8 protein-coding genes are annotated in these 11,570 nt (G+C 76.7%); 6 read left to right on the top strand and 2 right to left on the bottom strand.

Features of this window, described 5'->3' with window-relative positions; genetic code table 11:
• The first annotated feature begins 44 nt into the window (after positions 1–44).
• Together OTB16_RS28115 and OTB16_RS28110 are read left to right on the top strand one after the other, a co-directional pair.
• Positions 45–179, top strand: coding sequence for a hypothetical protein (locus OTB16_RS28115; RefSeq protein ID WP_267723601.1), 135 nt, complete (start codon positions 45–47; stop codon positions 177–179).
• Between the two features lie 122 nt (positions 180–301).
• Positions 302–721: an STAS domain-containing protein gene (locus tag OTB16_RS28110; RefSeq protein ID WP_267723600.1), complete on the top strand. Its 420-nt coding sequence runs from the start codon at positions 302–304 to the stop codon at positions 719–721.
• Here OTB16_RS28110 and OTB16_RS28105 read toward each other — a convergent pair.
• A complete protein-coding gene (locus tag OTB16_RS28105) occupies positions 711–1,439 on the bottom strand; it encodes an ABC transporter ATP-binding protein (RefSeq protein ID WP_267723599.1) in 729 nt (242 codons plus the stop codon). The two genes, OTB16_RS28110 and OTB16_RS28105, sit on opposite strands and share 11 nt — an antisense overlap.
• A gap of 170 nt (positions 1,440–1,609) precedes the next feature.
• Between OTB16_RS28105 and OTB16_RS28100 the strand changes: the two genes are divergently transcribed.
• The 4 genes from OTB16_RS28100 to OTB16_RS28085 all read left to right on the top strand — a co-directional run bounded on the left by OTB16_RS28100 (position 1,610) and on the right by OTB16_RS28085 (position 10,216).
• Positions 1,610–4,897, top strand: a complete 3,288-nt coding sequence (locus OTB16_RS28100) for an FtsX-like permease family protein (protein ID WP_267723598.1) — start codon at positions 1,610–1,612, stop codon at positions 4,895–4,897.
• Complete coding sequence (locus OTB16_RS28095; RefSeq protein WP_267723597.1) at positions 4,894–7,632, top strand: hypothetical protein; 2,739 nt, start codon at positions 4,894–4,896, stop codon at positions 7,630–7,632. The genes OTB16_RS28100 and OTB16_RS28095 overlap by 4 nt, the downstream gene beginning before the upstream one ends.
• The gene (locus tag OTB16_RS28090) at positions 7,629–8,612 is read left to right on the top strand and encodes an ABC transporter ATP-binding protein (RefSeq protein WP_267723596.1); all 984 of its coding nucleotides are present in this window, start codon (positions 7,629–7,631) and stop codon (positions 8,610–8,612) included. The genes OTB16_RS28095 and OTB16_RS28090 overlap by 4 nt, the downstream gene beginning before the upstream one ends.
• A 125-nt stretch (positions 8,613–8,737) precedes the next feature.
• Positions 8,738–10,216: a condensation domain-containing protein gene (locus OTB16_RS28085; RefSeq protein WP_267723594.1), complete on the top strand. Its 1,479-nt coding sequence runs from the start codon at positions 8,738–8,740 to the stop codon at positions 10,214–10,216.
• Positions 10,217–10,313: 97 nt separating this feature from the next.
• On the opposite strand, the gene OTB16_RS28080 is transcribed toward OTB16_RS28085, so the two are convergent.
• Positions 10,314–11,534 carry an RNA polymerase sigma factor gene (locus OTB16_RS28080; RefSeq protein WP_267723693.1) on the bottom strand — a complete coding sequence of 407 codons (1,221 nt, stop codon included), beginning with the start codon at positions 11,532–11,534 and terminating at the stop codon, positions 10,314–10,316.
• Positions 11,535–11,570 lie beyond the last annotated feature (36 nt).

The following is an 11,570-nucleotide window of genomic DNA, read 5'->3' as shown; positions in this document are numbered from 1 at the left end:
CCCGGCTCGCGCGCGACCCGGACCCGGGTGTCCTGGCCGCGGCCATGAAGGACGTGTGGCACGCGCCGCAGCTGGCCGGCATGTTCCTGGCGGGGGTGATGATCGCCGTCCTCGGCTCCCTGGTCCCGGCCCGGTCGGCCGCGCGGATGACGATCGCCTCGGCGCTGCACACCGAGTAGCGGCCGCCGGGGCTCCCGGGGGCGGGGCGAAGATCGCCGGAACGGGTCAGCGGCGCGGCCCGCTCGGGTGAAAGAGCGGGCCCGGCCCGTTCCGCTCCGCGGGGCCGTCCGTTGGGGGAGGCATGCGCACTCCGATAGACGCCCCGATACACGCCCCGATGGACGCCCCGGTCCTGCCCGCCGCCGCTCCCCGCGAGTCCTTCGCGGAGCTCGCGGCCGAGGCCGGCCCCGACCCCCTCCCCCGCATACGGGCCACGCTGCGGGGCGACGTCCTCGCCGTCGGCCTGGCCGGGGAGTTCGACCACTACACCTGCGCTCCCCTGCACCGCCTCCTCGCGGACGGCGCCGCCCGCGGCGCCCGCCGCCTCGTCCTCGACGCGGCCCGCGTGACCTTCTGCGACTCGGCCCTCCTGCTCGTACTGGACCGGTGGGTCCGGGCCGGCGGCCGCGTGGAGGTCGCCGCCGGCTCCCGGGCGGTCCGGGTGCTGATGGAGCTGGCGGCGCGCCTGCCCCTGCCGCCCGGCGGCGGGTTCAGACCGTAGCCGCCTGATCCGCGCCCTGCCGCTCGACGACGCGGCCGTCGCGCAGTTCCACGACCCGGTCGGCGAGTTCGATCAGGACCGGGTCGTGGGTGGCGACGAGGACGGTGACGCCCTCGCTGCGCACCACGGCCCGCAGCAGCCCCATGATCTGCCGCCCGGTCTCGGAGTCGAGCTGTCCGGTCGGTTCGTCCGCGATGATCAGGTCGGGCTCGTTGGCCAGGGCGCGGGCCACCGCGACGCGCTGCTGCTGACCGCCGGAGAGCTCGCCGGGACGCTGTCCCGCGTGCTCGCTCAGGCCCACCAGGGCGAGCAGGGTGCGGGCCCGTTCCTCGCGCTGCGCCGCCGGCACCTTGCGCAGGCGCATCGGTACGCCGACGTTCTCGGCGGCGGTGAGCACCGGGATCAGGCCGAAGGACTGGAACACGAAGCCGATCCGGTCGCGGCGCAGTTCCAGCAGCCCGGCCTCGTCCAGGTCCGCCAGGTCCGTGCCGTCGAGGGAGACGGTGCCGCGTGACGGGGTGTCGAGGCCGCCGACCACGTTCAGCAGGGTGGTCTTGCCCGAGCCGGACCGGCCCTTGAGCGCGGTGAGTTCACCCCTTCGCACGTCGAACGAGACACCCCGCAGCGCGTGCACGGCCTGCTCTGCGGTGCCGAAGCTGCGGTGCACGTCGGCCACCCTCAGGATGGGTTCCGACGTACTCTCCCGGTGCTGCGTCATCGTGTGCGCTCCCCCTGCGATCGGCCTTCCGGCGGCGTCCGAGACGCCGCCCTTTCGCATTTGCTCACCCGTCACATCGATCGCGCAAGTCCCTTCCGCCATGCGTTCGCATCTGGCAGCATCGTCCGCTATCCGGTACCAACGGTCCGGATGGGGGAGGAAACAGGCACATGCTCGGCTTCGTCACGCGCCGGCTGCGCGGGCGACTGCCGCTCGCCGGCGCCGTACTGCTCACCGTTCTGATCACCACGACCGTGCTGACGGCGCTGTTCACCTTCACCCGCGGCGTCGGTGAGGCGGGGCTGCGGCAGGCCCTCCAGGGCCCGGGCCACTCCCGCGCCACCGTGCTGGTCACCTCCGAGCACGCCACGGCCTCCCGCGCCGCCGACGACCAGGCGGTACGCGCCTTCTCCGGCGAACTGTTCGGCCGGCTGCCGGTCGGCGTCGAGAGCGTGGCCCGCAGCCGTCCCTACGGGCTGCCCGGCGCGGCCTCCCCTGGCAAGCAGGCAGACCTGACCCTGCTCGCCTCCCTCGACCGCGCGCGCGTACGCCTCCTCGCGGGCGAGTTGCCCGCCGCCGCGGGGCCCGGCCCGCTCGCGGTCGCCGCGCCGCGGGCCGCGCTGGCCCGGCTCGGGCTGACCGAGGCCGCGCTGCCCGCCGAGGTCCGCCTGGAGGACCGGTTCGGCGGCGCCCCGCTCACCGTCCGGGTCACCGGCGTGTACCTGGCCGCCGACCCCGGCGCCCCGTACTGGCGGCTCGACCCGGTCGGGGGGCGCGGGCTCCAGGTCGGCGGGTTCACCACGTACGGGCCGCTGCTGGTGGACGACTCCGCCTTCACCTCCGGCGCCCTCGCGCAGAACGGCCGCGCCTCGCTGTTGGACCCCGACTTCTCCGCCGTCGACGCGGTCGGGGCCGAGGCGGTCCGCGGCCGTGCGGCGGGACTGGCGGACGGGGCCCCCGAGGGGTCCGGGGTGAAGACCCCCGCCGGGTTCCAGGTCAAGACGGAACTCCCCGCCGTACTGGCCGAACTGCGCTCCGGGCAGGCCGTCGCCCGCTCCTCGCTGCTGGTCGGCGCGCTCCAGCTGGCCGTGCTGGCCGGGGCGGCGCTGCTGCTCGTCTCCCGTCTCCTGACCGACCGGCAGGAGCCGGAGCGGGTCCTGCTGACCTCGCGCGGCGCCTCCCGGCTGCGGCTGGGCGCCCTGGGCGCGGCCGAGTCGCTCCTCCTCGCCCTGCCCGCCGCCGTCCTGGCCCCGCTGCTCTCGCCGCCCCTGCTGGACCTGCTCGCCGGCTTCGGTCCGCTGTCCGCGGTCCCCCTCGACACCTCCGGTACGTGGCTGCTGTGGCCGGTCGCGGCCGCCTGCGCCCTCGGGTGCGTGCTGCTGACCACGCTGCCCGCCGCACTGCGCGGCGCGGGGGCGGCCGCGCTGCGCCGCAGCGGCCGCCGTCAGGCGCTCGTCGCCGGGGCGGCCCGGTCGGGCGCCGACCTGGCGCTGGTGGCCCTCGCCGTCCTCGCGTACCGCCGGCTCGCCCGGTACGGCGGCGGGCGGGGCCCCGCGGACGGGAGCGGCGACCCCGCCGGGCTCGGCGTCGACCCGGTGCTGGTCGTCGCGCCGACGCTGGCCATGTGCGCCGGCACCCTGCTCGTCCTGCGGCTGCTGCCCTTCGCCGCCCGGCTGGGCGGGCGGATCGCCGCGCGCGGCAGCGGGCTCGGGCCGGCCCTCGTCGGCTGGCAGCTGGCCCGCCGGCCGAAGCGGTCCACCGGGCCGGTGCTGCTCCTCGTACTCGCCGTCTCCAGCGGTGTCCTGGCGCTCGGCCAGCACACCGCCTGGTCCGCGTCCCAGCGCGACCAGGCCGACTTCGCCACCGCCGGCGGCCTGCGGATCTCCGGCAGCGAACTGAACCCCCTCGGCCGCGGCGGCCGGTACGCCGCGCTGCCCGGCGGCGAACGCGTCGTCCCGGTGGTGCGCACGGTCCAGGACCTGCCGGGCGGTAAGCCCGCCCAGGTGCTCGCGCTGGACGCCGCCGCCGTCGCCGACCGGGTGCCGCTGCGCGCCGACCTGCGCGACGGACGCCCGATGCGGGAGCTGTTCGGGCCGCTGGCGGCGGCCGGCCCGGCCGGTGGGAACACCGTCGAGCTGCCCGGACGGCCGCACCGGATCGATGTGGACGTGACGGTGCGGGCGCCGGCGGGTGCCTCGCGGGCGGGCCTCGGACTGCTGTTGCGGGACCGCTTCGGGCTGACGTTCCGGTCGCCGATGCTCCGCCTGCCGGAGTCCGGGGACGGCACCGTGTCCGTGGACGTCGACGCGCTGGCCGGGGCGCCGCTGGGCGCTCCCGCCGCCCCCCTGTCGCTGGCGGGGCTGGTCGTCTCGTACGGCGCGGAGTACGGCACCTACCGGTTCCCGTCCGAGGACTCCTCGGCCCCCGGGGAACTGGCCGTACGCCGCCTCGGCGTCGCCGAAGGCCCCGGCGGGCCGTCCGTGACCGTACCGGTGCCGGCCGGGGCTCCCGGCTGGACCCTGAAGACCCCGCTGCTGAACGGCGGCGCCCCCGCCGCGGAACTGCTGCCCGCGCCGGACGGCGCAGCGGCGCTGCCGCGGCTGCGCTACCGCGGTGGCGAGGACTCCGCCGGCGGCATCCAGCTCGGGCTGGTCCCGGGTGGGGCGCCCGCGCCCGAGCTGCCCGGGATCGCCACCCGCGGCTACCTCGCCGCCGTCGGGGCGGGGGTCGGCGACCTGGTCCCCGTCCCGCTGGGCGGGGCCACCGTCCCGGTCCGGGTGACCGCGGCCGTCGGCTCGCTCCCGGTGGCCGGCGACACCGCGCTCGCCGTCGACCTGGCCGCCGCCGGACGGCTGCTGGCGGCCGGCGGCGGGCTGGAGCTGCCCCCGGCCGGCGAGTGGTGGCTGCCCGCCGTGTCGCCGTCCGACCCCGCGCCGGAGCGCGCGGCGGCCGAACTGCGCGCGGGCGCCGGGTCACAGCAGGTGGAACTGCGCGAGGAGGTCGCCGCCGTGCTGCTGGACGACCCGCTGAGCGCGGGCCCGCAGAGCGCGCTGGCCGCCCTCGCCGTGGCCTGCGCGGTGCTGGCGGCGATCGGCTTCGGGGCGGCCGCCGCGGCCGCCCGGCGCGAGCGGGCCGCGGAGTTCGCGGTGCTGCTGGCGCTCGGCACGCCCCGCCGGAGACTGGCCCGTACGGCCGCCGCCGAAGGCGGTCTGCTGGTGGGCCTGGCCACCGCCGTCGGGCTGGGACTGGGCGCCACCGTGGTCCACCTGGTGGTGCCGCTGGTGGTGCTGACCCCGGCCGCGCGCAGGCCCGTACCGCAGGTCCTGGTGGACCTGCCGGGCACCCAGACCCTGCTGATGGCCGCCGCGATCGGCGCGGTGCCCCTGCTGTCGGCCGTCCTCGGCGGCCAGTACGACCGAGACGTGGCCGCCCGGCTGCGGCACGTGGAGGAGATGTGACCGGCCCGGCCCCCACCGCCGGCGAGCGACGACGGTCCCGGCCCGCGCCCTGGGTGCGGACCCGGCTGCGCGCGGCCCCGCTGGCCGCGCTCCTCGCCGCCGCCCTGGCGTTCGTCGCCGTACTGCTGGCGGCCGCGCTCCCGCGGGCCGTGGACCGGAGCGCCGACCACGCCCTGCGCTCCCACCTGCACGAGCGGGGGCCGAGCGAGACGAGCCTGACCGCCGTCGCCTCCGCACGGTACGGACAGCTGACGCCGGCGGACATGGACTCCGTTCTGGCGGAGCTGCGTGCGCGCACCGGCGGCGCCTTCCGGCTCGACCCGAGCGGCCCGGTGCACGGCGTACGCGCGTTGCAGGGCCGCTCCCTCGCCAACCCGGGCCTGGACCGGCCCGAGGGCGTCGCCCCGCGCCTCAGCCTGCTGCACCTGCCCGGGATCGCGGCCCACACCCGGCTGGTGGCCGGCCGCTGGCCGGAGGGCGGGGCGCCCGGCGCGCCGGTCCCGGTCGCCCTGTCCCGCAAGGCCTCCGAGACCCTCCGGGCCCCGCTGGGCACGGTGCTGGAATCCGTTGCCGACCTCGGCGTGAGCGACCGGGCCGAGGTCGTCGGCCTCTACGACGCCGACCCCGCCGACGCCTACTGGACCGACCTCCCCTGCCTGACCAAGGCCTGCGAGAACGTGACGGTGCCGCCGGAGCCGAAGATCTTCTGGGAGACCGCCGGCGTCGTCGGGTCAGACTCCATCGACCGGCTGGCGCCCTGGGGCCGCGGCGCCGACTACTTCTGGCGGCTCCCGGTGGACACCTCGGTCCTGCGCGCCGACCGGATGCCCGGTGTCGAACGGGAGGTCGCCGCGTTCGTCGCCGGCCCCACCGCCTCCGCGCTGGCCCTCGCCGTCAAGCGGCCGGACCTGCGCATCACCTCGCGCCTGCCCGAGCTGTTCGCGCGGGCCGAGGCCCGGCAGCGGGCGGCCGCGCCGCTCGCGGCGATCGGCCCGGCCGGCGTCGCCGGGGTGGCGGCCGTGGTGTTCTGCCTGGCCGCCGCGCTCGGCGGCGACCGGCGTGAGGCCGAGCTGCGGCTGCTGCTCGCGCGCGGCGGTTCGCGCCGGTCCATCGTGCGCCGCCTGCTCGGGGAGGGCGCCGTCACCGTGCTGCCCGCCTCCGCGCTCGCCTGCTGGCTCGCCCTCGTCCTGCTGCCGGCCCCGCGGGCGACGGCCTCGCTGCTCGCCGCCTCGGCGGTCGCGCTCCTGGCCCTGCTGGCCTTCCCCGTACGGGCCTTCGTACTGCTGTCCGCGCCGCGCGGGCGCAGCCCCCGGCGGCGGCTCGTCGCCGAGCTGCTCGTCGTGGCCGCCACCGCCGCGGCCGTCTTCGAGGTGCGCCGCCGCGGGATCGCCCCGGCCGGGGCCGGGCTGGACCCGCTGCTGGTCGCGGCGCCGCTGCTGCTGGCGCTGTCCGGCGGGCTGTTCCTGGCCCGCGTCCAGCCCGTGCTCGTCGGGGCGCTGGCCCGGGCCGCGGCCCGGCGGCGCGGTGTGGTCGGTTTCCTCGGGCTGGCCCGCGCGGCCCGGGGTACCGGGGGGCGCGCGCGGCCGTCGGTACTGCCGCTGGTGGCGCTGCTGCTGGCGGTGACCACCGCCGGGTTCGGGGTCACCGTGCTGGGCTCGGTGGACTCCTCCCGGCTGGAGGCGGCCCGGCAGGCCGTCGGCGGGGACAGCCGGATCCTCGCGCGGGAGGGTGAGCCCCTGCCGCAGGAGCTGGTCCGGGCCGCCGCCGCGCTGCCGGGAGTGCGTACCTCCGTACCCGTGTGGACGAGCGACGACGCGTTCCTGTTCGCCGCCGCCCAGGGCTCCCCCCACGTCACGGTGGTCGTCGCCGATCCGGTGGCGTACGCCGAGCTGGCCCGGACGGCCGGGCGCGGCGGCTTCGATCCGGCCGTCCTCGCGGCGGGCGGCCCCGGCTCCCCCGTGCCGGCGCTGTTCAGCAGCGATCTCGTCGGCCCGGCGGGAGCGGCCCCGGAGGCGCTGCGGCTGCGGATCGGCGGTGACGAGCTCCGGGTCAGGGCCGCCGCCGTGGTCGACGGGACGCCCGCGCTGGACGGCTCCGCGAAGGCCACGATCGTGCTGCCGGCCGGGCCGGCGGCCGCGGCCGTGCCCGGGTCCGCCCGGCCCAACCGGTGGTTCGCGACCGGCCTCACCGACGATGCCCGGCTCGCGGGGCTGGTCACCGCCACCGTTGCGGGGGCGACGGCGGAGCAGTACCGGACCGCCACCAGCTCCGGCATCGTGGCCGGGCTGGCCGCGGACCCGCTCCAGCGGTCGGCCGGCCGGCTGTTCTGGGCCTCGCTGGCGGGCGCGGCGGGGTTCGCCCTGCTGGCCGTCCTGCTGACCCTGGTCCGGGCCGCGCCCGAACGGGCCGCGCTGCTGGCCCGGTTGCGCACCATGGGCCTGCGGCCCCGGCAGGGTGTGGCGCTGATCCTGGCGGAGGCCCTGCCGCAGGCTCTGGCCGCCTCGTTCGGCGGTGCGCTGGTGGCACTGGCGGCGGTGGCCCTGCTCGGGCCGGCCGTGGACCTGTCCACACTCGTCGGCTCGCCGGTGCCGACCGGGCTGCGGCCGGACGTGTGGCCCGTACTGTCCCAGTCGCTGGGCCTGGCGGGCCTGGTGTCGGCGGTCGTACTGGCCGAGGCAGCGATATCCGGCAGGCGACAGATCACCACCGAGTTGAGAGCGGGAGACCAGCGATGAGCAGCGAGGCGCCGACCTACCAGGAGCTGCGGCAGCGGGCGCTGGCCGCCGCCGCACCCCGCGGGCATGCCGCCGGGACCGCGATCGTATGCGACCGCCTGGTCCGCGTCTTCACCACGGCCGGGGTGGAGGTCCAGGCCCTGCAGGGGCTCGAAATGAGCGTCGCACAGGGTGAGTTGATGGCGCTGGTCGGCGCTTCGGGCAGCGGCAAGTCCACCCTGCTGGGCATTCTCGCCGGACTGGACGTCCCGACGGCCGGTACCGCCACCGTCGGCGGCTACGACCTGTTGGAGATGTCCGCCGGGGACCGGCTGCGCTACCGCCGCGAGGCCGTCGGCTTCGTGTGGCAGCAGACGGCGCGCAACCTGCTCCCCTTCCTGACCGCCGCGCAGAACATCGCGCTCCCGATGCAGCTGCGGGGCGGCCGGCGCGGTGCGGCCCGGCGCCACGCGGCCCGCACCGCCGAGCTCCTGGAGGCCCTGGACATCGCCGACCTCGCCGGCCGCCGGCCCGCCGCGCTCTCCGGCGGCCAGCAGCAGCGGGTGGCGATCGCGGTGGCCATGGCGAACGACCCCGCCGTCCTCCTCGCCGACGAGCCGACCGGCGAGCTCGACTCCGAGACCGGGGCGGCGGTCTTCGAGGCCTTCCGGACGGTGAACCGGGAACTCGGCGCGACCGTGGTCATCGTCACCCACGACCCCCTCGTGGCCGGTGAGGTCCGGCGCACGGTCGCCATGCGCGACGGCCGCACCAGCACCGAGGTGCTGCGCCGCACCGTCACCGACGAACACGGTGCCGAGTCCGTGAGCGAACGCGAGTACGTCATGCTCGACCGCACCGGCCGCGTCCAGCTCCCCCGCAAGTTCCTCGAGGCCCTCGGCATGGAGCACCGCGTCGCGGTCGATCTCGCCCCCGACCACATCGAACTCCGCCCGGACAGCCACGGCGCCGCCGGCGCCCCGGGCGGCTCCGGCGCCTGAACCGCGCGCCGCCGGACCATCCCGCCGCAGCGCTCCCCCGGCTCCGCCCCGAGTGATTCCGTCACTTACCCGGCCCGGGGGTCGTTAGGGCCTGGGGGTTGACTCGGGGGCGAAGGGATGACGGAATGCGGCAGTTTCCTCTGGAGATGCACCACGTGGCACCCGGTCGGGTGGTCGAGTGGCGGTTGCGGTCCACGGCGGCGGAAGCCGACGGCCGGGGCGAGGGGGCGGGCAGGAGGGCGTCCTTCAACCAGGACAAGCACTTCACCGTCGCCGAGGAGAGCCGGGCCGCCGACGACCCCGTCGCCTCGTGGCTCGCCGTCACCTTCGAGGTGGCCGGAGCGCTGGACGAGCCGGCCCTGGCCCGGGCGCTGCTCACCTTCGTGCAGCGCCACGAGGTGCTGCGGTGCGCGTTCCGGCGGCTGGCCGGGGAGCTCGCCTGCGAGCCCTTCGCACCCGGCGAACTCGCCCTCGACGCCGAGCACGTGGGGACGTTCGACACCTCCGAGCGGCTGCGCGGCTTCCTCGTCGAGCGGTTCACCCGGAGCATCGACACCCTGTCGTGGCCGCTGTTCGTCATGGGCGCGGTGCTCCGCGAGGACTCGGCCACGGTCTACCTCGCGTTCGACCACATCGTGTGCGACGGCATGTCGATGCCGGTGGTCGTCCAGGAGGTGATGACGGCGTACGAGGCCCTGTGCCGCGGCGAGGAGATCGAGGTCCAGGCCGCGCCGAGCTACCTGGACTTCGCGGAGGAGCAGCGCCGCCGCTACCTGTCCATCGACGCCGACGACGAGCGGCTGGACTACTGGAAGTCCTTCATGGGCCCGGAGGAGGAGTTCTTCCCGCGGTTCCCCCTGGACCTCGGCGTGGAGCCGGGCCGGATGTACCCGATCGTCAACGAGGCGTCCCTGCTGCTCGACCCGGGTGAGGCGGAGGTCTTCGAGAAGACGTGCCTGTCGGTCGGCGGCAAGCCGTTCATGGGGGTGCTGGCCTCGGTCGCGGTGTGTCTGCGCGAGGCGGGCGGGCCCGGGGTCTACCGGGGTCTGATGCCGGTCAGCGAGCGCGGCCGCGATACGTGGGCGGACTCGGTGGGCTGGTTCGTGAACACCATGCCGATCGAGTTCGACGCCTCGCCCGGCCGGGACTTCGGCCAGGTGATGGCGGGGGTCCGGGCCGGGTTCGGCGAGATGATCGCCCACATCGACGTGCCGTTCGTCCGGGCGTGGGAGCTGCTGGCCCCCGAGGACTTCGCCGCCCGGTCCTGGCCGTACCCGGTGAACTTCTTCTCGTACATCGACATGCGCAAGTGCCGGGGCGCCGAACGGCACGACGAGTGGCGGCCCGCCACGCACGTGTGGTCGGCGCGCGCCAACGGGGCGTGCTCCTGGTTCCAGCGGGACGCGGAGGGGCTGCACATGAACTCCCTCTACGTGGACACCGCGGCGGCCCGGCGCACCATGGGCGGCTTCCAGGAGGCACTGCGCCAGATGGTCCGGGAGGTCACCCTCTCCGGCGGCTTCGGCCGGCCCATCGCGCTGACCGCGCCGCGGCGCCCGGCGCGGACGCCGCTCGACGTGGCCGCGTTCGCCCGCCGCGGCTGAGCCGGGGCCGGCAGGTGCGGGTCCCCGGGCCGCGCGCGGATCCGTACGCGGGACCGTGTGAGGGGGGTGCCCGCCCCCGGACCGGGCTTCCGCCCGTTCAGAGGCGGGCGGCGCGCTGGAGGAGCAGGGCGCGCTCCTGCCCGTTGTGCGTGAGGGCGGCGGCCCGCTCGAACTCCGCACGGGCCTCCGCCGGGCGGCCGAGCCGCTCCAGCAGGTCGCCCCGTACGCTCGGCAACAGGTGGTAGGCGCGCAGGGCGGGTTCCGCCGCCAGGGCGTCGACCAGCGGCAGCGCCGCCTCGGGCCCCTGGGCCATCGAGACGGCCACCGCCCGGTTGAGCTCCACCACCGGTGAGGGGACGAGGAGGACGAGCCTGCCGTACAAGGTCGCAATCGCCGTCCAGTCGGTGTCCTCGTAGCGGACGGCCGCCGCGTGACAGCCGGCGATGGCGGCCTGGACGGAGTACGGGCCGGTTCCCGCGTGCCGCATCGCCGCGATGCCCCGGTGGATGAGCATCCGGTTCCACTTGGACCGGTTCTGGTCGGCGAGCAGCACCGGCTCGCCGCCGGGGCCGGTGCGGGCGGCGATCCGGGAGGCCTGGAACTCCAGCAGGGCGGCGAGCCCGTGCACCTCGGGTTCGGCGGGGATCAGGGCGGCCAGGACGCGGGCGAGGCGCAGGGCGTCCTCGCACAGGGCCGGGCGGACGAGGTCGTCGCCCGCGGTCGCCGAGTACCCCTCGTTGAAGACCAGGTAGATGACCTCCAGCACCGAGGCGAGCCGCTCGTCGCGGTCGGTCCCGTACGGCACTTCGAAGGGCACGCCGGCCTTGGCCAGTGCCCGCTTGGCCCGGACGATGCGCTGGGCGACGGTGGCCTCCGAGGTGAGGAAGGCGCGGGCGATCTCCTGGGTGGTGAGTCCGCCCATCAGGCGCAGGGTGAGGGCGATCCGGGCCTCGGTCGCCAGGACCGGATGGCAGGAGGTGAAGACCAGCCGCAGCAGGTCGTCGTCGATGTCGTCCGGGTCGGCCGGCTCGGCGGGCGGCGGTACGTCCTCCAGGGTCCGGCCGACCTCCGCGAGTTTGCGCGCGTAGGTCTCCTTGCGGCGGACGAGGTCGATCGCGCGGTGCTTGGCGGTGGCCGTGAGCCAGGCGCCCGGCCGGTCCGGGACACCCGTGGCGGGCCACTGCTCCAGGGCGGCGAGGACGGCGTCCTGGGCGAGTTCCTCGGCGATCCCGACGTCCCGCACGATCCGGGCGACGGCGGCGATGATCCGCGCGGACTCGATCCTGAACACCGTTTCGACCGCCTGGGCCGTACTCACTGCCGTCACGGCCACCCATCAGAGCAGCCGTGACGC

It is taken from the genome of Streptomyces antarcticus (assembly GCF_026627255.1).
GTDB classification, from domain to species: domain Bacteria; phylum Actinomycetota; class Actinomycetes; order Streptomycetales; family Streptomycetaceae; genus Streptomyces; species Streptomyces antarcticus.
Note: the sequence above shows the minus strand (reverse complement) of the source record. Positions and strands in the feature narration are given on the sequence as shown.

What these genes read in the sequence shown, in the direction of transcription:
- OTB16_RS28090 (WP_267723596.1), top strand. Translation starts at nt 7,629, where the DNA reads ATGAGCAGCGAGGCGCCGACCTACCAGGAGCTGCGGCAGCGGGCGCTG.
- OTB16_RS28105 (WP_267723599.1), bottom strand. Translation starts at nt 1,439, where the DNA reads ATGACGCAGCACCGGGAGAGTACGTCGGAACCCATCCTGAGGGTGGCC.
- OTB16_RS28115 (WP_267723601.1), top strand. Translation starts at nt 45, where the DNA reads ATGAAGGACGTGTGGCACGCGCCGCAGCTGGCCGGCATGTTCCTGGCG.
- OTB16_RS28085 (WP_267723594.1), top strand. Translation starts at nt 8,738, where the DNA reads ATGCGGCAGTTTCCTCTGGAGATGCACCACGTGGCACCCGGTCGGGTG.
- OTB16_RS28110 (WP_267723600.1), top strand. Translation starts at nt 302, where the DNA reads ATGCGCACTCCGATAGACGCCCCGATACACGCCCCGATGGACGCCCCG.
- OTB16_RS28100 (WP_267723598.1), top strand. Translation starts at nt 1,610, where the DNA reads ATGCTCGGCTTCGTCACGCGCCGGCTGCGCGGGCGACTGCCGCTCGCC.